At 40.4% G+C, this 23,421-nt stretch carries 23 protein-coding genes; 11 read left to right on the forward strand and 12 right to left on the reverse strand.

Annotation, left to right across the window (positions count from 1 at the left end):
* The first annotated feature begins 21 nt into the window (after positions 1-21).
* A complete protein-coding gene (locus J663_RS12950) occupies positions 22-1,512 on the forward strand; it encodes a PLP-dependent aminotransferase family protein (RefSeq protein ID WP_033850197.1) in 1,491 nt (496 codons plus the stop codon).
* Positions 1,513-1,519: 7 nt separating this feature from the next.
* Here the strand turns inward: J663_RS12950 and J663_RS12955 are convergent, their stop codons facing one another.
* Together J663_RS12955 and J663_RS12960 are read right to left on the reverse strand one after the other, a co-directional pair.
* Positions 1,520-2,209 carry an LrgB family protein gene (locus J663_RS12955; RefSeq protein ID WP_033850199.1) on the reverse strand — a complete coding sequence of 230 codons (690 nt, stop codon included), beginning with the start codon at positions 2,207-2,209 and terminating at the stop codon, positions 1,520-1,522.
* Between the two features lie 11 nt (positions 2,210-2,220).
* Positions 2,221-2,652, reverse strand: coding sequence for a CidA/LrgA family protein (locus J663_RS12960; RefSeq protein ID WP_033850201.1), 432 nt, complete (start codon positions 2,650-2,652; stop codon positions 2,221-2,223).
* Positions 2,653-2,761: 109 nt separating this feature from the next.
* Here J663_RS12960 and J663_RS12965 point away from each other — a divergent pair, with 109 nt between their 5' ends.
* The 3 genes from J663_RS12965 to yghU all read left to right on the forward strand — a co-directional run bounded on the left by J663_RS12965 (position 2,762) and on the right by yghU (position 5,307).
* Positions 2,762-3,667 (forward strand): LysR family transcriptional regulator, encoded by a 906-nt coding sequence (locus tag J663_RS12965; protein WP_033850202.1) that lies wholly within the window; start codon positions 2,762-2,764, stop codon positions 3,665-3,667.
* Between the two features lie 120 nt (positions 3,668-3,787).
* Entirely contained in the window at positions 3,788-4,414 is a 627-nt protein-coding gene (gene yfcF / locus J663_RS12970; protein ID WP_033850204.1) for a glutathione transferase, read from the forward strand.
* A 32-nt stretch (positions 4,415-4,446) separates the two neighbouring features.
* Positions 4,447-5,307, forward strand: a complete 861-nt coding sequence (yghU, locus tag J663_RS12975; protein WP_033850206.1) for a glutathione-dependent disulfide-bond oxidoreductase — start codon at positions 4,447-4,449, stop codon at positions 5,305-5,307.
* A gap of 38 nt (positions 5,308-5,345) precedes the next feature.
* On the opposite strand, the gene J663_RS12980 is transcribed toward yghU, so the two are convergent.
* Entirely contained in the window at positions 5,346-6,266 is a 921-nt protein-coding gene (locus tag J663_RS12980) for a LysR family transcriptional regulator (protein ID WP_033850207.1), read from the reverse strand.
* Positions 6,267-6,391: 125 nt separating this feature from the next.
* On the opposite strand from J663_RS12980, the gene J663_RS12985 reads away from it, so the two are divergent.
* From J663_RS12985 to J663_RS13005, 5 genes are all read left to right on the forward strand, one after another.
* On the forward strand, positions 6,392-7,129 hold the full coding sequence (locus tag J663_RS12985; protein WP_033850208.1) for an SDR family oxidoreductase: 738 nt from the start codon (positions 6,392-6,394) through the stop codon (positions 7,127-7,129).
* Between the two features lie 238 nt (positions 7,130-7,367).
* Positions 7,368-7,877, forward strand: coding sequence for a rhodanese-like domain-containing protein (locus J663_RS12990; protein WP_032003417.1), 510 nt, complete (start codon positions 7,368-7,370; stop codon positions 7,875-7,877).
* Positions 7,878-7,895: 18 nt separating this feature from the next.
* The gene (gene epsC, locus J663_RS12995) at positions 7,896-8,837 is read left to right on the forward strand and encodes a serine O-acetyltransferase EpsC (RefSeq protein ID WP_081404749.1); all 942 of its coding nucleotides are present in this window, start codon (positions 7,896-7,898) and stop codon (positions 8,835-8,837) included.
* A 240-nt stretch (positions 8,838-9,077) separates the two neighbouring features.
* The gene (locus J663_RS13000; protein WP_033850211.1) at positions 9,078-10,010 is read left to right on the forward strand and encodes a family 2A encapsulin nanocompartment shell protein; all 933 of its coding nucleotides are present in this window, start codon (positions 9,078-9,080) and stop codon (positions 10,008-10,010) included.
* The gene (locus J663_RS13005; RefSeq protein WP_033850213.1) at positions 9,985-11,946 is read left to right on the forward strand and encodes a family 2A encapsulin nanocompartment cargo protein cysteine desulfurase; all 1,962 of its coding nucleotides are present in this window, start codon (positions 9,985-9,987) and stop codon (positions 11,944-11,946) included. Before J663_RS13000 ends, J663_RS13005 begins: the two co-directional genes overlap by 26 nt.
* 637 nt (positions 11,947-12,583) lie before the next feature.
* Here J663_RS13005 and J663_RS13010 read toward each other — a convergent pair.
* The gene (locus J663_RS13010; RefSeq protein WP_000267774.1) at positions 12,584-13,222 is read right to left on the reverse strand and encodes a LysE family translocator; all 639 of its coding nucleotides are present in this window, start codon (positions 13,220-13,222) and stop codon (positions 12,584-12,586) included.
* 91 nt (positions 13,223-13,313) lie between these two features.
* On the opposite strand from J663_RS13010, the gene J663_RS13015 reads away from it, so the two are divergent.
* Positions 13,314-14,243 (forward strand): LysR family transcriptional regulator, encoded by a 930-nt coding sequence (locus J663_RS13015; protein WP_033850214.1) that lies wholly within the window; start codon positions 13,314-13,316, stop codon positions 14,241-14,243.
* A gap of 61 nt (positions 14,244-14,304) precedes the next feature.
* On the opposite strand, the gene J663_RS13020 is transcribed toward J663_RS13015, so the two are convergent.
* The 5 genes from J663_RS13020 to J663_RS13040 form a co-directional block, all read right to left on the reverse strand.
* Positions 14,305-15,171: a cysteine ABC transporter substrate-binding protein gene (locus J663_RS13020; RefSeq protein ID WP_000209985.1), complete on the reverse strand. Its 867-nt coding sequence runs from the start codon at positions 15,169-15,171 to the stop codon at positions 14,305-14,307.
* 82 nt (positions 15,172-15,253) lie between these two features.
* Positions 15,254-16,114, reverse strand: coding sequence for a transporter substrate-binding domain-containing protein (locus J663_RS13025; protein ID WP_000476783.1), 861 nt, complete (start codon positions 16,112-16,114; stop codon positions 15,254-15,256).
* A 30-nt stretch (positions 16,115-16,144) separates the two neighbouring features.
* Positions 16,145-16,876 (reverse strand): amino acid ABC transporter ATP-binding protein, encoded by a 732-nt coding sequence (locus J663_RS13030; protein ID WP_033850216.1) that lies wholly within the window; start codon positions 16,874-16,876, stop codon positions 16,145-16,147.
* A gap of 2 nt (positions 16,877-16,878) precedes the next feature.
* Positions 16,879-17,544: an amino acid ABC transporter permease gene (locus J663_RS13035; protein ID WP_000418065.1), complete on the reverse strand. Its 666-nt coding sequence runs from the start codon at positions 17,542-17,544 to the stop codon at positions 16,879-16,881.
* Positions 17,534-18,193, reverse strand: coding sequence for an amino acid ABC transporter permease (locus J663_RS13040; protein ID WP_001104465.1), 660 nt, complete (start codon positions 18,191-18,193; stop codon positions 17,534-17,536). The genes J663_RS13035 and J663_RS13040 overlap by 11 nt, the downstream gene beginning before the upstream one ends.
* Before the next feature lie 64 nt (positions 18,194-18,257).
* Here J663_RS13040 and J663_RS19015 point away from each other — a divergent pair, with 64 nt between their 5' ends.
* Complete coding sequence (locus J663_RS19015; protein ID WP_081404750.1) at positions 18,258-18,371, forward strand: hypothetical protein; 114 nt, start codon at positions 18,258-18,260, stop codon at positions 18,369-18,371.
* Positions 18,372-18,476: 105 nt separating this feature from the next.
* Here the strand turns inward: J663_RS19015 and J663_RS13045 are convergent, their stop codons facing one another.
* The 3 genes from J663_RS13045 to J663_RS13055 form a co-directional block, all read right to left on the reverse strand.
* Positions 18,477-18,761 carry a GNAT family N-acetyltransferase gene (locus J663_RS13045; RefSeq protein WP_033850219.1) on the reverse strand — a complete coding sequence of 95 codons (285 nt, stop codon included), beginning with the start codon at positions 18,759-18,761 and terminating at the stop codon, positions 18,477-18,479.
* A gap of 142 nt (positions 18,762-18,903) precedes the next feature.
* Complete coding sequence (locus J663_RS13050) at positions 18,904-19,863, reverse strand: response regulator transcription factor (protein ID WP_033850221.1); 960 nt, start codon at positions 19,861-19,863, stop codon at positions 18,904-18,906.
* Entirely contained in the window at positions 19,860-23,324 is a 3,465-nt protein-coding gene (locus tag J663_RS13055) for an ATP-binding protein (protein WP_033850223.1), read from the reverse strand. Before J663_RS13055 ends, J663_RS13050 begins: the two co-directional genes overlap by 4 nt.
* Positions 23,325-23,421: the final 97 nt, after the last annotated feature.

Below are 23,421 nucleotides of genomic sequence, written 5' to 3' on the forward strand. Positions count from 1 at the left end.
TTTTTTAAGTAGACCAGAATTATGGCAAGAATGGCAAAAGTTGTTGAACTTCCGTCTATTGCAAAGATTAATAAAAGCCAAGGAAAGATAAGTGCTCAACTGACGCAAGCTTTGCGTGAAGCTGTACAAAGTGGTGATTTACAGCCTGGCGATCCATTGCCTTCTTCACGAGAACTGGCTCAAACACTTGGGGTCGCACGAGGAACGATTATTGAAGCTTATGATCAGCTTTTAGCTGAAGGTGTGTTTGACTCTCAACCACGAACTGGCACTTATGTGTCTCATGCTTTGGTTAAAACGTCTGGAATACAACATTCATCAAAAGAAAATAAGCCTAACTCGATACCTCTGACCAAATCAGCACGTTCTTATGCCAAAGTACTTGATGAATTTAAGCCACTTCCCCATGTTCCTTTTGCGGTATCTGTCCCCGTCGGTCGTACTCAACCAAGTGATATCTGGCGTAAATTTGGTAATAAATATAGATCACGGGGAGCAGGTGTTCCTTCAGGATATGGTGAACCTCAAGGGGTATTATCACTAAGAATTGCTATAGCCGACTATGTACGTCGATCCCGCTCTGTCCACTGCGAACCTGAACAAATTGTAATTACTCCCGGTATTCAGCAATCACTTTATATTTGCAGCCAGATTTTATTTGAAGCAAAAGATGAAGTTTGGATTGAAGATCCAGCTTATCGGGGGACAACGGCCATTTTTGAGCATACTGTACAAAACATTCGTATGGTACGTGTTCCTGTTGATGAAGAAGGCATTCAGGTTGAAACCGGAATTAGATTTTCGAAAAATGCACGTGCTGCTTTTGTGACACCGTCTCACCAATATCCACTTGGCATGCCGATGAGTCTTGCAAGACGTACAGCTTTATTGGCTTGGGCAAAACAGCAAAATGCTTGGATCATTGAAGATGACTATGACAGTGAACTTCGCTATAACGGACAGCCCTTCCCATCTTTGCAAGGCATGGCACCCGACCAAGTCATTTATCTTGGCACTTTCAGTAAAGTCCTATTTCCATCACTTAGACTTGGTTATGCAGTATTGCCTAAAGAGTTGGTAGCATCTTTTTGTGGACTCAGAGTATTAATTGATCGACACCCACCTGCTGCCGACCAGCACGTTTTGGCAGCTTTTATTCAAGAGGGTTATTTGGAACGACATATTCGACGCACTCGAAATGTCTATGCAGAAGTCCGAGAATACATTATTGGCTTGATTGAAAAATACATACCTCAAGAACTGGCTTGGTTACAGCCGGGCGATCAAGGCATGCATATGGTGTTATGGCTTGCTCAGCATATTAATGATATTGACGTTGCAAGCTCGGCAGTCGATGCAGGCATTGCCATTAAAGCAATTTCACCGACATTTTCACAAGAACAACAACGTCCGGGTTTAATTGTTGGCTTAGGTGATTTTGAACCGGAGCTGATGAGACAAGCCATCAAAAAACTATCAAGAATTATTCAACAACATGACAAATCAAGTTAGATAAAATCTACAACAGCAACCATAGATGAATCGCAAATGGCCCAATCAGCACCATTAAAATACCAGCAATGACCATGGTTAAACTGGCAATTACACCTTCTTCGCTATTGCGTTGCTGTGCTCTAACTGTACCAAAACCGTGGGCTGCATTTCCGAAGGCTGCCCCATTGGCCACATTAGAACGAATTTTAGTAATCGCTAAAATTGCATCACCACAAATCATACCGACCAAACCCGTAATGACAGTAAATAAAGAAACCAATGCTGCCGAACCGTGAATATCTTCCGCTAAAATCATGGCAAATGGTGTGGAAATAGAACGTGCCATCAAACTATTGGTCACTTCAGGGCTAAAGTGGAACCACTGCGCCATCTCATAGGCTGACATCACACCTACACTCATGCCCACAATAATTGCAATCGAAAGGACGCCAAGGTTTTTACGAATCGTTTCCCGATAACGATAAATCGGTACAGCGAAAGCAACTGTTGCAGGCCCTAATAAATTAACAATCCACTGCGTATCTTCTGCATAAGTTTGATAGGAAATTCCAAAAATCGTCATCAAAATAATGGTGAGTACAGGTACACTAATCGCGGGTGATAACCAAAGTTTTGGATTTTTCTGATAGATTCGCTTTGCCACAACATAGGCTGACAAAGTCCAGATCAGACAAAGAATTGACCAGATATTCATGTCATTTTCTCTTAGATATGCTTATGTTGAAGACGTTTTCGAGCCTGTAAATAAGCCTTTAAACGATTGTAGTAGTGAATCGTCAGGCACGTACTGAGCATGACCGAAATGGTCCCAACCGCAATGCTCAACACAATTTGCCAGCCTTCGGTCATAAACAAGGTTTTATACTGCACTACAGCGACCACAACGGGCACGAAAAACAGCAACAGTTCACCTAAAACAACGGTTGCTCCTATTGCCACCTGATCCATTTTGATAATTTTAAAGAACAGGCATAAAAGCAATAAAAACATACCTAAAATGCCTGCTGAGACAGGTACGCCAAGCTTTTGATGTAAGAGATATCCGACCCACCAAAATCCAGCCAAAATCAAAATTTGTTTAACTAAAACTAAAAGTGAAGGTTGTGTGGGTGTTCCAGAAGCAGATTCAGTACTCATTTTGCAAATTAAATGGTTAACTACACCATTATGCTATCTTGGTTAAAGCTGCTAAATATGAATTATTCATGCTAATATTATTCTAAAATGGAATAATTTATTCTTTATTATGCTTTCTCTAAAATCACTACAGTGCTTCGTTACGCTGGTAAAAACTAAAAGTTTTACCCGTACTGCTGAAGAGTTGTATCTGACTCAACCCACTATTAGTAAAATATTACAGCAGCTTGAAGAGCAGCTTCAGGTACAGCTTTTGGTTAAACCTGATCATGGACGAAAAAGACAAATTGAACTAACTGAAATTGGAGAACGCATTTATCAACATGCGATCGAGCTTCTTCAGGCAGAACAGAACATCTTTCTTGAAATTGAAAACTACCAACAACTAAAAACAGGAACTTTAAAACTTGGCGTTCCGCCTTTAGGTTCGCAGCTTTTAACAACTGCCCTATTTGATTATCATCAGCAATTACCAGATATTGAATTGGCTTTTATGGAAGTGGGTTCACGTGGTATTGAACAAGCCTTACTCAATAACGAGTTAGACGTTGGCGTTTTATTGCAGCCCTTTGATACACAAATTTTCAATAGCATTGAGCTATGTAACTACCCTTTAATGGTTCTTTTACGTCGGGATGCGACTTGGGCAACCCGCAAAAAAATAAATCTAGAAGAGCTACAACACCAATCGTTTTTAATGTTTCCTGAAAATTTCTCTTTAAACAGTATTATTCTCGATGCCTGTAAGCAGCATGGTTTTTACCCAACCATTGCTTGCCGTACCAGCCAATGGCATCTCTTGGCAGACATGGTACTACAACGCATGGGAATCGCGCTTCTTCCTCAATATTATACTGACATGCTTGACCCCACTTTATTTGCAGCAGTGCCACTCGAAAAACCAAATATTCAGTGGCACTTAGTAATGGCTTGGAAAAAGAATCTTCCTGTCTCACCAGCGGTACAGGCGTGGCTGAACATTGTTCGTCAACATTTCCAGCACATTAAGCCCTAACTTTGAACACTGAAATGGCTTAATTCAAAAACCGATAAAGCTTTTCCACAAAAAAGCTACCCAATCGTGGACTAGCTCACTTAGACTAGATCCGATTGTTTTATGACATGGACAATAACAATGAATAATGAACATTTTAAGCTGTACACAGATTCACAATTTCTAAGCCCCTACGCGTTTACAGTTTTTGTAGGGCTACATGAAAAACAAATTCCATTTGAAATAGCGACCATCAACTTAGGCCAGCAAGGCCAGTTTGAAAAATCTTACGTAGCAAAGTCTTTAACTGCTAAAGTGCCTGTACTTGAGCATAACGATTTTGCCTTATCAGAATCTTCTGCCATTTTGGAATATCTTGAAGAGCTTTATCCAAACATATCTATTTATCCAAAAGATATTCAAGCACGTGCAAGAGCAAGACAAATTCAGGCATGGCTCCGATCAGACTTAGTGGCACTAAGAACTGAGCGTCCAACCGATGTTATTTTTATTCAGCCCAAGTCCACTCCACTTTCAGAAGAAGGCAAAAAAGCAGCCGATAAACTTTTCTTTGTTGCAGAAAAACTTCTTGCGTCTGATACCGAATTTCTTTTTGGTTCATGGAGCATTGTGGATGCTGAACTTGCCCTGATGTTGCAACGCCTTATTCAAAATGGTGATGCTGTACCAGAGCGCCTAAAAAACTATGCATTACAGCAATGGCAACGACCGACCGTACAAAAATGGCTTGCCTTGCGACATAACTAAGCCCTTTATTTACACCAAACATGAGATAAAAAATGAGTGATTCAAACTATATTCCTCCACAAGTTTGGCAATGGACTGGAGAGAAAACCGATTTAAACCAACCTACCTCAGGTGCGCGTTACGAGCATACACTTTCAGTAGGGAAACATCCGCTCCAGCTCTACTCTTTAGCAACGCCTAATGGTCAAAAAGTCACTATTTTATTAGAAGAGCTTTTAGCTCTAGGACACCAAGATGCTGAATATGATGCATGGCTGATTAAAATCGGTGAAGGACAGCAATTTGGTAGTGGCTTTGTAGAAGCTAATCCAAACTCTAAAATTCCAGCATTGGTTGACCATAGCCAAAACCCGCCATTAAGAGTATTTGAGTCTGGCTCAATTTTGCTTTATTTAGCTGAAAAATTTAAGGCTTTCATTCCCACTGATATTGCTGCACGTACTGAATGTCTCAATTGGTTATTCTGGCAAATGGGCAGTGCACCTTACTTAGGTGGTGGTTTTGGACATTTTTATGCTTATGCCCCTGTTAAAATTGAATATGCAATTAACCGCTTTGCCTTGGAAACGAAACGTTTACTTGATGTGTTAGATCAGCATCTAGCAAAGCATGAATATTTAGCTGGTTCTGAATATAGCATCGCTGATATTGCGGCGTTCCCTTGGTATGGCGGTCTTGTTAAAAACTGGGTGTATAACGGCGCGGAGTTTTTAGGTGTCGATCAATATAAAAATGTTCAGCGCTGGGCAGATGCGATTTTAGCGCGCCCAGCGGTACAACGTGGCCGTATGGTCAACCGTACCTTTGGTGATTTAGCCACACAGTTGCATGAACGTCATGATGCGAGCGATTTTGAGACCAATACTCAAGATAAATTACAGAATCAGTCTTAAAAATATCATTCAGTTTTTTGACTTACCCGCAAGATATTTCATTTTTGCGGGTATTCAAAGTTAGCAAAATAACCCGTATATAACTCACTCAGCCAAGCGACAAAAACGCGTACGCGTGGCGAGAGCTGCCGATGCTGCGGATATAAAGCAGAAACTGACATCTTCGGGATTTCCCACTCAGATAAGACCTCAACCAGTTGCCCGTCTTTTAATTCATTCGCCACATGATAGCGCGGGACCTGAATTAAACCTGCCCCACGTAAAGCAGATAATACATAGTTTTCAGCATCATTTACCGCGATCCAGCTTTTTAAAAAATAATCTTGTTTTTTACCGTTCACCATCAATTCAAATGGATAATTCCGCCCGCCTGATGTCGAAAAGAAATTAACACAATAATGTGATAACAAATCCTCTGGTTGTTGTAGTGTTCCATATTTATTTAAATAGTCAGGACTTGCACAAATGACTTGTGGCATATCGACCAAATGTCTAGCAATTAAAGTGGAATCATCCAAACGCCCCGCTCTCACCACACAGTCTATCCCTTCCCGAATCAGATCAACCAAGCGATCACCCGTACTAATTACGAATTCAATGTCGGGGTACAACTCGTGAAATTGATCAATATTAGGTAAAACAATTTTGGTCGCATGCGCACCGGATAAATCGACACGTAGCAAACCACGGGGCTGTGCAATTACATTGCGTAAAGACGATTCGGCATCATCGAGTTCCGATAATATTTGTGTACAACGCTCATAAAATGCCTGCCCATCTAGTGATGGTCTTACATGCCGAGTCGTCCGCTCTAGCAAACGGCACTGTAAATTATTTTCTAGCTCCTTAATGGCATTACTTGCTGTAGCGCGTGGGATATTCAGCTGATCGGCTGCCTGACTAAAACTACCCAGCTCTACGATGCGGGTAAAAAGTTGCAAGGTATCAAATTTATCCATGGTACTCGCTTTTAACCCTATCTATTATTAACAAATATGGAATTATCTTATCCAATTATGAAGATTTATCCCATATTTCTATATTATTAAAATAAGCCATACCTATTCAAACAGGCAATCTAAAAATGAATATTTCAAGAAAAACAGCTCTGGCTACTGGTGCTTCACGCGGTATTGGTCGCGCTATTGCTGAGCGTTTAGCTCAAGATGGCTTTTATGTCATTGTTAACTATGCTGGCAATAAGGTTCATGCCCAAGCCACTGTAGATCATATTATTGAGCAAGGTGGTCAAGCCTCTGCTATTCAAGCGGACGTCGCAAATGAACATGAAGTGAGTCGTTTGTTTCAAGAAGCTAAAGCCATTAACGGTCAATTGGATGTTGTGGTTCATAGTGCTGGTATTATGCCTATGGCAAAAATTACACCTAAAGGTCTGCCAGATTTCGATAAAGTAATTCATACCAATTTACGTGGTACTTTTTTAATATTGGCGTATGCAGCCGAAACAGTTCTGGATGGTGGCCGGATTATTGTCCTTTCAACGAGTGTAATTGCTAAATCTTTTCCGGCATATGGTCCCTATATTGCTTCAAAAGCAGGTGTCGAAGGCTTGGTACATGTGTTAGCAAATGAGTTACGTGGACGCAATATCACTGTAAACGCCGTTGCGCCCGGTCCGACAGGTACTGACCTTTTTTACAATGGAAAAACTGAAGAGCAAGTAGCGGCTATTGCAAAACTTGCTCCATTGGAACGAATCGGAACACCTGAAGAAATTGCTGGCGTAGTGGCCCTGCTGGCTGGCCCAGATGGGGGCTGGGGAAATTCTCAAGTCATTCGAGTAAATGGTGGATTTGCTTAATTTTAAAAACCGTGCGGATTATTTTAATCTGTACGTTTTTTTACTAAATAATAAAATTTCTTAAATCTATTTTATTTTAATAACTTTATAAGATTAACTAATACTGTTTTATATAAAATATTCACCGCTCTTATTTATCAAAATAATATATATAAATAGATATTCCTTATTTTTGCTTATATTTAAAACCGCGTAAATTGAACCTTAACAATCTAAATCAAAGATAAGGATATATTCAATGAACGCTAAATTAAATACTGAAACTCCGCAAAGTTTTATCTCAAATGGTTCAAATACATCCTTTTCAGCCGAAGAAATTCTTTATAAAGCACAGCAATATGCACAAGAACACGAACTAAATTTTAGTGGCAGTTTATCACCTGTTGATGCATGGCAACTCGTACAACAAGGAGAAGCCGTTTTAGTTGATGTACGTACTAATGAAGAACGTAAATTTGTAGGTTATGTCCCTGAAAGTGTTCATGTCGCTTGGGCAACAGGCACATCGTTTAACCGTAATCCACGCTTTTTAAAAGAACTCGAATCAAAAGTTGGTAAAGACAAAACCATTCTTTTGTTATGCCGTAGTGGCAACCGTTCAGCACAGGCAGCAGAAGCCGCATTTAATGCAGGTTTTGAGCACATTTATAACGTTCTTGAAGGCTTTGAAGGTGATCTAAATGAACAGCAACAGCGTAATCAGAAAAATGGCTGGCGCATCCACCAACTTCCTTGGCAACAAGACTAATACTTCAATCAATTTTCAGTGAATCAAGGAAAGTTTGTGACTCAATGGAACATTAATGCGGTTGTACAAGGTTTACAACAAGCAAGGCATGACTGGCGTCAGCAGCAGCACAGAACCAAAGAATTTGGGGGCCGCGAACTTCCATCTAAAGAAGCTTTAAAGGCCATTTTAGATGACCTGTGCGGGATTTTATTTCCAATGCGTTTAGGCCCTGCTGACTTACGCCAGGAAACTGAAGATTCTTATATCGCCTATACTTTAAATCGGGTGCTAACCGCCTTACATGCTCAAGTACAACTGGCTTTAAATTATGAAGCAAAACGACATTTGAGTCATTCAAGCCCAGTGCAGCAGCCACAAGAACTTGCTCAAACTATTGTGCAGGATTTTGCCAACACTTTGCCCTCTATACGGCGCCTTTTAGACGGCGATGTGCGAGCGGCTTATGAAGGTGATCCGGCAGCACATAGTGTAGATGAAGTATTACTCTGCTATCCGGGCATATTTGCGATTATCTATCACCGAATTGCCCATCAGCTCTATGCTCAAGTGCCTTTATTGTCTCGCATTATTTCGGAGTTGGCTCACTCCGCAACAGGTATTGATATTCATCCGGGTGCGCAAATCGGTAAAGGATTTTTCATTGATCATGGTACGGGTGTGGTGATTGGCGAGACTTGTGTGATTGGGGAACGCGTTCGTATTTATCAGGCCGTGACCCTTGGAGCAAAACGCTTTGAAACCAATGATGATGGTGGTTTGAAAAAAGACTATATACGCCATCCGATTGTTGAGGATGATGTCGTGATTTATGCAGGTGCCACTATTTTAGGCCGTATTACCATTGGTCGAGGGTCAATTATTGGGGGGAATGTTTGGCTAACCCATAGTGTTGCTGCAGGTAGCCAGATTTTACAGTCACCGAATGAGTCTTATCAAAAAAATCATATTGTCGGTTAAAAACTATAGATGTGAAATAAATAGATAAGGAGATAAATAAACAAAGAACGTGCAGATTAATAAAATGCTTATTTCTAGTTTAAATATATTTTTATTTAGAAAATAGATAACTCATTAATAAGCTCAGTATTTAAAAAATTTATAACGCGATTTTAATTTTAAAACCAGAACTAATTCTAGTTTATATGCATCCTAGAATTTTTATTTTCAAAAAGCCAATGCAATAAGGAAAAATGATTCATGGCGAAAAATACAGACAAAGCCCAACTTGCACTTGGGGACCACGCAGCTCGCCAACTGGCCAATGCAACAAAAACAGCTCCCCAACTTTCTACAATTACTCCCCGATGGCTGACTCACTTACTTCAGTGGATTCCTGTTGAAGCAGGTATTTATCGCCTAAACCGTGTCAATAATACTGATGATATTCAGGTGGCTTGCACACAACGTGATGAAGCAACTTTGCCACAAACTTTTGTCGATTATGATCCAGAGCCGCGCGAATACTTTTTAAATGGTGTATCTACTGTTTTAGATGTACATACACGTGTTGCTGACCTTTACAGCAGCCCACACGACCAAATTAAAGAACAGCTCCGTTTAACGATTGAAACCATTAAAGAACGTCAAGAAAGTGAGCTTATCAATAACCCTGAATATGGTTTACTGGCAAGTGTGACAGATGACCAACGTATTTCAACTTTAAATGGCCCACCTACTCCAGATGATCTTGATGATTTGCTGCGTAAAGTTTGGAAAGAACCGGGTTTTTTCCTAGCACACCCTGATGCGATCGCAGCATTTGGACGTGAATGTACACGCCGTGGTGTACCACCTCCAACGGTTAGTCTGTTTGGTTCGCAGTTCATTACATGGCGCGGAAATCCACTCATTCCATCAAATAAAATTCCTGTAGAAGATGGCAAAACTAAAATCTTGCTGCTTCGTGTTGGTGAAAAACGTCAAGGGATTGTTGGTTTGTTTCAACCGGGCCTTGCTGGTGAACAGTCACCGGGTCTGTCAGTACGTTTTATGGGAATCAACCGTAATGCGATTGCATCATATCTAATCTCATTATATTGCTCACTTGCAGTATTAACAGACGATGCGTTGGCAGTATTAGATGATGTGGAGGTGGACAAATATCATGACTACCCAGTTAACTACAAGTAATCTGCAAGGTAGTTCAACGGGGCCTGAAGTGACTGGTGCTAACCCAACAGCCAACTTCCCTGATGAGTCCACCATTGCTCGACTTGCTAATGAGTTTTTTTCAGCAGTGCCAAGCTCAAGCAGTTCAGCTTCTCCATCGGGCCTTAACTTGGATTTACCTGTCGGAGCGCCACCGCACCCACCACAACCGGGTGAACCATTTTCTGCACTCGGTGGACGTGCGCCCAATATCGCCTTTCAGAAAAGTCTCAATCCGGAATATCCTGAGCATATTCCAAATTTGCCCGACTACCCTGAACGCCGAATTGTAGCGTCTGCACCTGTGGTTGGTGGAGCTAATTTGCCACGCCCACCATTTGAACCACATTTGCCACAAGCTGCTCATAGTGAACCCAATGTGCCACGCATTGAACCAAACTTACCAACGGGTGCAGGTGAATCACCTTATTATTTTTTAAATGATTTTTCTGCTCCCAATGCAGCAGAACCGTCTGTTAAAGGTGTTGAAGATAATTATTCGGTTGCACAGCCTTTTCAATTGCCACATGGTGACCAGCTGAAATCATTGCTTACGGAAGATCGTTTTGCAACGAACACACCTACCCAAAGTTCGGCAAGCTCTGGATTTTATTTTTTAGACTTGCCTCAAAGTGGACAAAGTTATAGTCACTATCAACCATCGCAACCCACTTTTGTAGCAAGCAGTGCGCAACCATTCGATGTGCATGCCATACGTCGCGATTTCCCAATTTTACAGGAACGCGTCAACGGTCGACCTTTAGTCTGGTTTGATAATGCAGCGACCACACAAAAACCGCAGCGCGTGATTGATCGGATTGCTTATTTTTATCAGCATGAAAACTCGAACATTCACCGTGCTGCCCATGAGTTAGCGGCTCGTGCAACCGACGCCTATGAGCATGCAAGAAATGTAGTTGCCCGATTTATTGGTGCACCCTCTTCTAAAGAAATTATCTTTGTTCGAGGAACAACCGAAGGCATTAATCTGATTGCAAAAACATGGGGTGAGCAAAATATTGGTGAAGGTGATGAAATTATCGTTTCTCACTTAGAACACCATGCCAATATTGTGCCTTGGCATCAACTCACTAAAAAAACTGGAGCGAAATTACGAGTCATTCCTGTGGATGACACGGGCCAGATTATTTTAGAAGAGTTGCCAAAACTGATTAATGAGCGCACTAAACTGCTGTCGATTACTCAAGTTTCGAATGCATTAGGAACAGTCACACCTGTTGCTGAAGTCATTAAAATTGCGCATGCCAAAGGTGTACGTGTTTTAGTTGATGGTGCTCAATCTGTTTCGCACATCCCTACCGATGTACAAGCCCTTGATGCAGACTTTTTTGTGTTTTCTGGACATAAAGTGTTTGGTCCAACGGGCATTGGCGCGGTCTACGCAAAACCAGAACTGCTTGAAAGCATGCCTGTTTGGGAAGGCGGTGGTAACATGATTCAGGATGTTACCTTCGAACAGGTGGTTTACCAACCTGCACCAAACAAGTTTGAAGCTGGAACTGGAAACATTGCCGATGCTGTTGGTTTAGGTGCTGCGCTTGAATATGTCGAAAGTCTAGGCATCCATAACATTGCTCGCTATGAACATGATCTACTCGAATATGGTCAAAATGCACTGAGCAGTGTGTCTGGTTTACGTCTGATCGGAACAGCACATCACAAAGCCAGTGTGATGTCCTTTACTTTACAAGGCTATTCAACTGAACAAGTCGGCAAAGCTTTAAATCAACATGGTATTGCCGTCCGTTCTGGCCATCACTGTGCACAGCCAATTTTACGTCGTTTTGGTGTAGAACAGACCGTGCGTCCGTCTTTGGCTTTTTATAATACGACTGAAGAAATTGATTTATTGGTGTCGGTGTTACATCAACTGACGCGTAATAGGCGTACGAGTTAAATTTATTTCTAGACTAGAAGAGACTGCTTTTGAGCGGTCTTTTTTATAATTAATTTGCCATCATTAAAATTCAATTTTTCAATAAGGAAACTATTAAAACTCAAATAGTCCTAGCACTACATGTACTCGAGCAAAAGTCGTCTGCAACCTGCGTAGCATCAAAAAGATTCTGTTTCTGTGAAATACTAGTTAAATGAAATAAGTCGGCAGGTTTTGCAGATGACAATGCTTTTGTTTACTTTGAGCGAAACCAAAGTAAGTCCAGCCGAAGGCGACTGAAGAAATTAAAACTTTAAGCGATAATACCCTGTCGTGCTATGCAATAGTTCGCAGATGACTTTAGGTTGAGCTAAAAATTATGAGTGGTTATCACGGCGGAGTCTTACCGTTTTATCTCCAAAGAAAGTAGCTAATTCCGTTACTTTTTTAAAAAAGTAACCAAAAACTTTCTCATCCACAGAACCTGTTCTCTGTTTTCATTTTTCAAATAATATTGCAAATACATTATCTTTATAAATTATGGGCAGGCTGTGGATGAAATTTAGCACTAGCAAATGCAAGTATGGACTCCATTATTGTGCTAGTCTAAAAATTTGCAGATGACTTTAACCAGAGGAAATATTAATAGATATTCAACTTAATTAAACAATCCCCAAATCAATCTCAATGCAATCCCAATCAACAACACTCCCATTACCCGCTCAAAATAAACCCCAAACTCCAAAAATCTTTTACGTACAATAGGCTGTGCAAACAGCACACTCACTACCATAAACCAGATGGCATTGACCATACACATCCACACTCCATAAAAGACCTGAACTTTCATTGGTGTGGTCGTACTTACAATCGTCGTAAAAATTGCCAGAAAAAAGATAGTGGCTTTTGGGTTTAACGCATTGGTAAGAAAACCCATAGTAAAAGCTTTAAATAAACTCGGCGTGTCACTGTCTGCTGAACCATTAATCTCAATATTGGTATTCGGCTGGCTACGTAAACACTGCCATCCTAAATACACTAAGTAAGCTGCCCCCGCTGTTCTGATCAGTGACATGAGCCATTCGCTTTGCTGAATCAAGAAGCCAATACCAACCAGTGTATAAAACACATGCACTGAAATCCCAACGCCAATACCAATTGCGGTCAGACATCCAATTAAGTAGCCATAACGTACACTTTGTCTTACCGTAATCACAAAATCTGGTCCCGGTAAAATCACCGCCATAAAGTGAATAAGAGCTAGCGTTAAAAACTCATGTCCATACAACTGCCACATAACAATTTAGTTTCCTGAAAATCACCTAAAAGATTGTATTGCGATTTTTTAGACGCGATAATCCAATTAAAATCCAAATAACTTTTGCCTTATGAGCACAAATCAAAGTCTGGTTCTGTTAAATGAAATGGCGACTTTCGTTAAGGTTGTCGAGTCAGAAAGCTTTTCTGAAACTGCCCGCCAGCTTGGCACCACGCCTTCTGCTGTTAGCCGCGCGATCGCCCGTTTAGAACGTGCTTTAGGCACCCGCTTACTCTATCGGACCACACGGAAACTTCGTTTAAGTGAAAGTGGACAGCAGGTCTATCAACGTTGTTTAGATATGGTGAATGCGGCACAAGCAGTCATGGAAAGCTCGGGTCAATTTCATGTCGAACCAGAAGGTATTATTCGTATGAGTGTTCCAAAAGCTGTGGGACATTTTATGATTCATCCGCATTTACCCGATTTTTTAGAACGCTACCCGAAAATTGATATACAAATGCTTTTAGAAGATCGGTATGTAGACCTGATTGATGATGGCGTTGATTTAGCACTTCGGATTACAGAGCAACCACCGGGTGGCCTTATGGGCCGAAAGCTGATTGATATTGATCACTTAGTTTGTGCTACGCCTGAATATTTAGCAAAGCATGGCACTCCGAACCACCCTCATGATTTAAAGCAGCATGAATGTATTTACTTGGGCGAACAAGCCAGTGACTCAAAATGGAAATTTCAGCAAGGAAATAAATCGATAAGTGTCGCCGTGCGTGGCCGCTATGCTGCAAATCATACGGGTGTGCGTTTGAGTGCTGCATTACAGCATTTAGGTATTGCAAGCTTGCCGTACTTCGTTGCACGCCATGCTCTACAACAAGGTACCTTAGTTCAGGTTTTACCAGATTGGTATTTTAAAACCTATTACAGTGGTGGGCTGTGGTTACTCTACCCACCGACACGGCATGTCCCGCCTAAATTGAGTGTGTTTATTCAATATTTGGCAGATAAACTAGCAGCAGAGCCGACTTTAAAAATTTAGACGGCTCTTAGCTCGAGTAAATACTATCTAGAGTTCTAATCATTAGAGGTTATTAGCACGATTACTCAACCAATAAATCTTTTGGATTAATCGTATCGCCATAGACAGGTTTTAACGTTTTTTCATAAGCCTGATGAATCACACCTTCTTTCGCCAGTTTCTCTAAATCTTGGTTCAACCAGTCCAATAACTCTTTGTCACCTTTTTTCACTGCTGGTGCAATTAAGTCCTGCTCACCTAAATTAGTAATGCCAACGGTGTAATTTGGATTTTCTTTAGCCCAAGCTAAAACCAGCAAGTTATCATGTGCAAGCGCAGCACCACGACCATCTTTTAAAGCATCAAAAGTTTCAGTGTTTTGCTCATACTTTTGTAGTTTAATTTCAGGATGAGTCTTGGTGAAGAATGAATCAGCCGTTGTACCTTTGTTTACCAATAAAGTTTTATCTTTAAGTTGAGCCACATCGGTAATCGGATGACTTTTTGGAGAAACCACACCTAGTGCCACTTTTAAATAAGGTTTAGCAAAATCGACAACTTCTTTACGTTCTGGTGTAACAGTAAAGTTGGCAAAAATAATATCCACTTTATTGGCTTTTAAATATTCGACACGGTTAGCCGCTTCAGTTAAAACAAACTCAACTTTGTTTTCATCGCCCAGCAAATCTTTAGCGACATGCTTAGCAATCTCTACATCAAAACCTTGATTTTTACCTTGAGCATCCAAATATCCAAACGGCGGTTTATCACTAAATACGCCAATTCGTACCACGCCATTCTTTTTAATCTGTTCAATACTCGATACAGTTTGTGTGGTATCGGCCGTTTTTTCAGTAGACTGAGTTCCTTTGTCACATGCAACCAAACCTAAACTCAGTAAAGACGCAGCTAAAATATGCTTCACGTTTTGAAATGTTAATGTTGTCATTATTTCACCCTCTCGTTCTTGTAAAAGTCTTATTTAGAATCGCAGCGCCTACTTTTAGGCACTGCTCTAGCGATATCGAAAATTATTGACCTACATCTAAAAACACATTCGGATTGACTGAGTCACCGTAAATTGGCTTCAAGGTTTCATCATAAATTTTCTTAATTTCACCGCTTGTTCTGAGCTGCTTAATTTCAGTATTGAGCCAATTCAATAGTTGGGTATTGCCCTTTTTAACCGCTGGTGCAATAAACTCTTGATCACCAATAGACTGAATCCCTGCCACATAACTTGGGTTCTTCGCGGCCCAAGCCAAGGCATAAGTACTATCTTGTGAAATCGCGTCACCACGACCGTCGGTTAAGGCTTTAAAAGCATCCGAATTTCTTTCGAACTTGAGTAAATTCACTTTTGGATAATGCTTGGTAAAGTACGTATCTGAACTTGTGCCTTTGTTTACAATTAAGGTCTTACCTTCTAATTGAGCAATATCTGTAATCGGCTTGGCTTTAGGAGATACTATGCCGAAAGCACCTTTTAAATAAGGCTCAGCAAAATCGACAACTTCCTTGCGTTCAGGAGTTACCGTAAATGTCGCGAATACAACATCAGCTCGATTTGATTTTAAAAACTCCACCCGATTTGAAGCTTCAGTCACAATAAACTCAACTTTCTTTTCATCACCGAGCAAATCTTTAGTCACTCGTTTTGCTAAAGCCACATCAAAGCCCTGATTATTCCCCGCACTATCTACAAAACCAAACGGCGGATCATCGGCAAAAACGGCAACTCTTAGAACTCCATTTTTTTTGACTTGTTCTAAAGAATGGTCTGCTTGAGCATTACTTGCCTGTTCAGTTGATGGCGTTTTACTACATGCAGTTAACAACACCCCAGCAACGGCAAGACTGCTTAATATTTTTATTGAATTACGTTTAAACATTCACTTCCTCATGATTCAAATAATAAAAATTTAGTACGACAAAATATTTAAGAAAGCTTTCGCTCGTTCTGTTTTTGGCTGTTCAAAAAATTCTTCTGGTGAAGCCTGTTCAATAATCTTGCCCTTATCCATAAAAATAATGCGGTCAGCAACCTTGCGCGCAAAGGACATCTCATGTGTCACAATCAGCATGGTCATTCCTTCATTCGCCAATTTGAGTACGACATCGAGCACTTCTCTGACCATTTCTGGGTCAAGCGCGGCGGTAATTTCATCAAGTAAAATGACTTTAGGTTGCATAACTAGCGAACGCACAATAGCGATACGTTGTTTTTGTCCACCTGAAAGCTGGCGTGGATAATCAAGTTTTCGCTCAAATAGCCCCACTCGCTTTAATAACTCATCTGCTACTTGTTCAGCTTCATCACGATGACGTTTTTGTACTTTGAGGGGTCCAAGCAAAATATTGTCAATGACATTCATATGCCCAAATAACTCATAGTTCTGAAAAACCATGCCAATTTTTTGACGAGCGTTAGTCCAGTCCACATCTTTACCGAGTACACCTGAGCCAGTTAAACGAATTTCACCACCCTGAATCGGTTCTAAGCCGTTAATACAGCGCAATAAGGTACTTTTCCCACAGCCCGATGGACCTAAAATAACAACCACCTCTCCTTGTTCTACATCCAGATCAATGCCCTGTAAAATATGACTTTGTGCAAATGATTTCTGTAATTGTTGTATCGATAACAAAGACATAATTACTCCCAGACCTTTTCTAAATGTGCCGCCAAACGAGATAAGGGATAGCAAATCAGAAAATACAAAATAAAAATAAAGCCATAAATCCAAAGAGAAGCACTCGGTACGGTCAACAGCGAATTTTCAATAATTTGCTGACCCACTTTAATCACCTCAACCACACCAATCAGGACTGCCAAAGAGCTGGTTTTCACCATTCGAGTAAATAAATTAATCGCACCTGGCGTTACTCGTTTTAGACTTTGCGGGAAAATGACATAGACCAAGGCTTGTACATGGGTAAGTCCGAGCGCATAGGCCGAATCACGTTGATGCTGATCAATTGAAGTAATGGCTGCACGGACCAAATCGCCCATTTCTGCAGTACCCCACAAAACAAATACAACAATGCACACCCACATTGCAGAAAACTGCCAGTTAAACCATGTCGCAAAGCCGAAATAAAACACAAATAGCAAAACTAAAATTGGAATGATTCGAATGGCTTCTAAATACAACCGGCACAGTGCTTTAACGACTATGTTTTTAGAAGTCATAATTACGCCGAAAACTGTGCCGAAAATTGCAGAGAAGAACACCGAAATAAATGCAATTTTTGCAGTTGCCCAGAGTCCCCACATTAAACGTTCAAGGTGACTTGCTTGAAATAGATAATCAAGTTCCATGGCTCACCTTCCGACTTCTGTGCTCCAGATAACTGGTTAAAATAGACACGGGCAATAAAATGATTAGATAGGCCATGATGAGTAAGAACAAAGCTTCGGTGGTTTTATAGTCCATACCAATTAAGTCTTTAGTGACAAAAAGCAGTTCAACGACAGCAATAGCACTAACCACAGAACTTTCTTTAATCAGAAATAGGCAATTTGCCCCTATTGCCGGAATTGAAATGGCAAGTGCTTGAGGAAAAATGACATATCTAAAAATTTGAGTCGGTTGCAAACCAATACTTTTTGCAGAATCAATCTGCCCTTTTGCAACAGATTGCAAACCTGCTCGGAAAGCTTCAGCCATATAGCTTCCACCTAAAAAGGTCAGTCCGATCACACCACAAGCAAAACCATCAATTTTGATACCCAGCTTTGGTAAACCGTAATACAAAAAGAACAGTTGAATTAATAAGGGGGTATTTCGAGATAACTCAATATAGAACTGGGCAATTCTATTTAGCACCCGCACGCGATATGTGATTAAAATGCTGCAAATTAGCCCTACAATAATTGCCAAAATAATACTGATAATTGAAATTTTCAGCGTGGTCAAAGTTGCAGAGAAAAATTGCGGCAACACACTATGGATATACTGCCAGTTCAAGGAAAATTCCAAAAAATAATATTAAAACGTTATAAATATTTAGCTTTCATCAGCTATTAAATATTTGTGTAAGAAGTTTATTTTTTTCCCAATTGGTCTAAAACTATTTTTATTAGATAAGCTTTTCTATAAGTTTGATAAATTCGATATGCCAATCGAAAACCTTCAAATCAGTTGAATACAACTGCTTAAAACATATTCACTAAAACAAAGATGAACAATAAATCCAATAAAAATCGGACACCAATGCCCGATTTTTTTTAAATGATTTTTAATCTATTCTTTACTTTCTCAGTACATCGCCAATGCTTAGGTCTTTATCAAAAACCGATTTAGCATATGGGCAAAGCGGAATCACCTTTACGTCTTTTTCACGAACAAAAGCCACCAAAGCATCCAGTAATTGGCGACCTACGCCTTGTCCCCGATAATTTTCATTTACATCTGTAGCATCAATAATCAGCATGCCTTCGCCTGCCCATGTATAAGTCATTTCACCTGCAACAGTTTCACCATCAAGTAAGCTAAAGCTGCCGTGTTTTGCATCATCTTTTTGTTGAATATTCACAATGAATTCCTCATATTATGGCTCAAATTTATTTAAAAATGACTTTATATATCTTTATCTATAAGAACAAATTTAAGTGTAAAAAAATAGACTATTTTTAGCAGTGATTCTGTATGCTTTTTAAATACAATCATCACTTAAATTAGTGAAACTCTTGCACCAAACTATTAATGTGCGCCACGGCAGCAGTTCGATTTTCAACGCAAAGTTTTTCAAAAACATGTTCTAAATGCTTGTTCACGGTCCGTGGGCTAAGCTCCAATATTTCTGCAATATCTTTATTGGTTTTCCCTAACAATAACCAGTGCATGACTTCTGCCTCACGTTGAGTCAACTGTGGGCAATATTTCAAAATATCAGCCATTTCCAAAGCCGGCGTAGAAGTCTTAATCTGTATCAGATAATTTTTTGCCACACTTGGTTCAGTTTCCCACGGCGTAAGCAATAAAAGCTGTAATTGCTGAGATGGCGTTGAATAAGAACAGCTTGTTATTTTTTTGGGGTCTTTTTCTTGCTCTAAGTCTGAAAACCAAGCTTTTAAGCCTGCTTCAAAGCCCTCTAACTCAGGTAAATATTGATTCAGTAAATCACTGGCTTTTTGGGTTTTCCAAACAATTTTACCGTGAACGTCTAGCGCAAGAATGGCTGTTTCCGTCGCATCAATGACCTGTTTTTGTTGCTGCAATAGTTTGGCATGTGCCAAATGTGTTTTTACCCTTGCTAATACTTCTTCAATATTCAGTGGCTTGGTTACATAGTCTACCCCACCCACCTGAAAACCACGCACAATATGTTCTGTCTCAGATAAACCTGTCATAAAAATGACGGGAATAAACTGCGTAATTGGACTCGCTTTAAGCTGTATGCAACTTTCAAAACCGTCCATATGCGGCATATTGCCATCAAGCAAAATCATATCCGGTAAGCATCGGTGTGCAATTTCAATTGCACTCAATCCATCGGTTGTGACAAGCACGCGATAACCTGCCTGATCCAGACTTTCATGTAACAAGCCTAGATTTTCCGGCACATCATCCACAATCAGAATAACAGCCTGCTCGTTTGGCGAAGCTTGCTGAAAAGAAACATGTTGCGTACTCATTGCTTATCCTGAATTAATCGTTGTGCGTGTTTTAAATCAAACTTTTGAATCGCCTGTTCAAGCTGTTCCCATAACTCGTTATGCTCCGGAAAATTTTGGCGGCATTGCGTTAAAGTCTGTTGAATTCCACGAATGTACCCCTGTCCAATCAAATCATTTAACTGTTGCAAGCTTTGCGGTAAATCAAGCAGATCATTATTTTCTGGTTGCTGGACTGGTGTATGAACAGCAGCTTGCTCCTGCTTAAATACCTTTATATCCATTGCTTGAACTTCATTATTTTGAAGGTTTGCATCTGATTTGGAATCAATCCATACCAAGCCCAACTTATCTCCAATTTTACTCAGCAACAAATTCAGGTCGATTGGTTTTAGCATAAAGTCCTCACTTAAGACAGCATCTTGTGGATTGACTTCGCGCTCGCCTGCATTGGCGGAAATAATTAAGATCGGTACATTGGTAATATTATTCTGACGTAATAATCGTGCTGTTTCCCAACCGCCCATCAAAGGCATATTTAAATCCATCAAAATCAGATTAGGCTGAAAAATAGGTACACGTCTTAAACAATCAATGCCCGACTCGGCTTCTTCAATAATAAACCCCAAAGGTTTGAGAAAATTAGCGACTAAGCCTCGGTCCACAGCTTCATTATCGACAACCAAAATTCGTTTACGCTCGCCTTGATAACCCGTAATTTGGTTGGAGTAGACATTAGAAATTGGATGAACTACTTCTTTTGAAGGTAAGTAAAACTTAATCTTAAATTGTGAACCCTGATTGAGCTGACTAGTCACAGATAACTGGCCACCAAGTAAATCGACTAATAATTTTACAATTGGTAGTCCGAGTCCTGTTCCGGTAAATCCGCCTTGAACCACATTACTGCCCCGTTCAAACGGATTAAAGATTCGCTCTAAATCTGCCTCGGCAATGCCGCAGCCTGTATCTCTAATTTCAAAATAAGCTGTTTGGAAACGGTACTCAACTTTCAAAGTAATTGTTCCGCTCGTCGTAAATTTTAAAGCATTGCCCAGCAAATTGATGAGTACTTGCTCTAAGCGTTTTTTATCGGTACGAACATAGTGCGGTAAGTTCTCTCCAATTTCATAAATAAACTGTAAATTCTTCTGTTCAAACTGTGGCTGAAACATTTGAATAATCTGTTCTATAAAATTTGGAAAATGCACATCCACCACATTTAAAGAAATTTTGCCTGTTTCAATTCGAGCTAAATCTAATAAACCGTCAATCAATGAAGTCAGATGTTGCCCACTACGGCTAATCACCCCGAGCGCCATTTTGCCTTGTTCCGAAAGCTGCTCTTGTTTTTGAAGTAATTGGCTATAGCCCAAAATACTATTTAGAGGCGTTCGTAGTTCGTGGCTAATACCAATGACATAACGACTTTTTGCATCATTTGCCCGTTCTGCTGAAATTCTGGCATCTTGTAAGTCTTTTGAAGTGACTTCATGGGCAGCAATTTCATCAATCAATAATGCTGTTTGCTGATGCGTTTCGATTTCGGCATTACGACGGCTTTCATCGTTTAACACTAACCACCATGCAGCAACACTCATCAATAAAAATAAAATGGTGTAAATTTTGACAAACAGCGTAAATAACTGAGGAACGGCTGCCGCATTAATGGTTTCTAAATAGGTTTTTTCTTGGATATAAACCAGACTTAAACTCACTGCCAGAACAATAGACAGCCCTAAAGTCAGTAATAAATATAAACTGACCCTGCTATTTAAACGGCTCGCCCAACGTTCTGGTAAATAGTGCCAAATAGCTTTTTTGAGTTGTACTGACCAGCGTGCATCAGGTTTACATAAATCGTGGCAGCGTGCTTCAAGTGAACAGCATAGAGAGCAAATCGTACCGTTATAGGCTGGACAGCCAGCCATATCGGCAAGTTCATAGTCCCTTTTACATACCACACAGTTAGCAACCGACGTCGCTTGAATTTTTTCAGGCTGGCGTGCAATGTAATATTTGCCTTTGGTTAAGTAAGCAATAACAGGAACACTTAACACCGCACTCCCCAGAGCAATAAAACTCGCCAATCCTTTTGCTATTAATCCGAAAAAGCCCAAATAACTCAGCATCGATAACACTGAAGCAATCAGTAATGCGCCCACACCTACGGGGTTAATGTCATATAAATAAGCACGGCGAAATTCAATTCCCTTCGGACTTAAACCTAAAGGTTTACAGATAATTAAATCGGCAACAACAGCACCAATCCATGCCAAAGCGATATTGCTATATAGTCCCAAAATGCGTTCAACTGCATGGCTAATTCCCATTTCCATCAAAACAATGGCAATAAACACGTTAAAAAGAAGCCAGACAATTCGCCCCGGATGGCTATGAGTTAAGCGTGCAAAAAAGTTGGACCATGCCAATGAGCCAGCGTAGGCATTAGTCATATTAATTTTAATTTGCGCCAAGCAAACCAGTGCTAGAGTCAATATTAAAGCAAGCTGAGGGTTTGGAATAAACTGTTGATAGGCGACCCAATATAGATAAGTCGGATTGTCTAGTTCAGAGACAGGAATAAACAGCTGAAAAGCCAACACCATCAGCAGCATGCCCATCAAGACTTTTAGAAATCCGAAAATAATCCAAGATGGACCACCTAAAAAAACGGCAAAACGCCATGCAGTTCTATTCTTTTCTTTTTGCGGTAAGAAACGTAAATAGTCAGCTTGCTCACCAATTTGGATCACAAATGAAAAAATAAGAGTGCACGCCGCACCAAAGTAATACAGATTAAAGTCAGTTGAGTTTGAAACTGCCCCAACAAAATGCAGGCTACTACTTAAAATTTGTGGTTGTTTCCAAAGTACAAAAAACCACGGTAACAACAGCAATAAGAGCCAGATTGGTTGTGTGATCGCCTGCACTTTATTAATAAAACCAATGCCTTTGACTACTAAAGGCAAAATCACTAAGGCAGAAATTAAGTAACCAATAACTTGCGGAATACCTAAAGCAAGCTCAAGTGCCATCGCCATAATTGCGGCTTCAAACGCAAGCAAAATAAAGGTAAAGCTCGCATAAATTAGAGATGTAATGGTCGAGCCAATGTAGCCAAAACCTGCACCACGAGTAAGCAGGTCGACGTCCACATTATATTTTGCGGCGTAGTAACTAATCGGCCAACTGGTTAAAAATATGATGGTACATACGACAATTGCTGCCCATAATGCATTGCTAAAGCCATACTGCCAAAGCATGGTCGCCCCAATGGCCTCCATCGCAAGAAAGCTGACTGTCGAGATTGCAGTATTGGTAACAGTCCAAGGTGACCATTTTCGTACTGAGGTAGGTGCATAGCGAAGCGCATAATCTTCGATACTTTCATCTGCCACCCAAATATTATATTCACGGCGTGTTTTGATCACACGTTGTGGGGCTTGTTGGGGGCGTGAAGAATCTGGCATAACACTCATGTTTCGGATGTGGCTGCATTAAACCCAGCAATCCTTATGCCAAAAGTCATTTATCATGGCGATTTTCTCGAATACGCACATATACGCAAAATAACGT

The organism is Acinetobacter sp. 826659 (assembly GCF_000588515.1).
Lineage (GTDB): Bacteria > Pseudomonadota > Gammaproteobacteria > Pseudomonadales > Moraxellaceae > Acinetobacter > Acinetobacter pittii.

Excerpts from the sequence above, each read along its gene's own strand:
- yghU (WP_033850206.1), top strand. The coding sequence starts at position 4,447 with ATGAGTGATTCAAACTATATTCCTCCACAAGTTTGGCAATGGACTGGA.
- J663_RS12980 (WP_033850207.1), bottom strand. The coding sequence starts at position 6,266 with ATGGATAAATTTGATACCTTGCAACTTTTTACCCGCATCGTAGAGCTG.
- J663_RS13000 (WP_033850211.1), top strand. The coding sequence starts at position 9,078 with ATGGCGAAAAATACAGACAAAGCCCAACTTGCACTTGGGGACCACGCA.
- J663_RS13005 (WP_033850213.1), top strand. The coding sequence starts at position 9,985 with ATGACTACCCAGTTAACTACAAGTAATCTGCAAGGTAGTTCAACGGGG.
- J663_RS13035 (WP_000418065.1), bottom strand. The coding sequence starts at position 17,544 with ATGGAACTTGATTATCTATTTCAAGCAAGTCACCTTGAACGTTTAATG.
- J663_RS12965 (WP_033850202.1), top strand. The coding sequence starts at position 2,762 with ATGCTTTCTCTAAAATCACTACAGTGCTTCGTTACGCTGGTAAAAACT.
- J663_RS12985 (WP_033850208.1), top strand. The coding sequence starts at position 6,392 with ATGAATATTTCAAGAAAAACAGCTCTGGCTACTGGTGCTTCACGCGGT.
- J663_RS12950 (WP_033850197.1), top strand. The coding sequence starts at position 22 with ATGGCAAGAATGGCAAAAGTTGTTGAACTTCCGTCTATTGCAAAGATT.
- J663_RS12960 (WP_033850201.1), bottom strand. The coding sequence starts at position 2,652 with ATGAGTACTGAATCTGCTTCTGGAACACCCACACAACCTTCACTTTTA.
- J663_RS13025 (WP_000476783.1), bottom strand. The coding sequence starts at position 16,114 with ATGTTTAAACGTAATTCAATAAAAATATTAAGCAGTCTTGCCGTTGCT.
- J663_RS12955 (WP_033850199.1), bottom strand. The coding sequence starts at position 2,209 with ATGAATATCTGGTCAATTCTTTGTCTGATCTGGACTTTGTCAGCCTAT.
- J663_RS13050 (WP_033850221.1), bottom strand. The coding sequence starts at position 19,863 with ATGAGTACGCAACATGTTTCTTTTCAGCAAGCTTCGCCAAACGAGCAG.
- J663_RS13020 (WP_000209985.1), bottom strand. The coding sequence starts at position 15,171 with ATGACAACATTAACATTTCAAAACGTGAAGCATATTTTAGCTGCGTCT.
- J663_RS13015 (WP_033850214.1), top strand. The coding sequence starts at position 13,314 with ATGAGCACAAATCAAAGTCTGGTTCTGTTAAATGAAATGGCGACTTTC.
- J663_RS12990 (WP_032003417.1), top strand. The coding sequence starts at position 7,368 with ATGAACGCTAAATTAAATACTGAAACTCCGCAAAGTTTTATCTCAAAT.
- J663_RS13010 (WP_000267774.1), bottom strand. The coding sequence starts at position 13,222 with ATGTGGCAGTTGTATGGACATGAGTTTTTAACGCTAGCTCTTATTCAC.
- yfcF (WP_033850204.1), top strand. The coding sequence starts at position 3,788 with ATGAATAATGAACATTTTAAGCTGTACACAGATTCACAATTTCTAAGC.
- J663_RS13030 (WP_033850216.1), bottom strand. The coding sequence starts at position 16,876 with ATGTCTTTGTTATCGATACAACAATTACAGAAATCATTTGCACAAAGT.
- J663_RS13055 (WP_033850223.1), bottom strand. The coding sequence starts at position 23,324 with ATGAGTGTTATGCCAGATTCTTCACGCCCCCAACAAGCCCCACAACGT.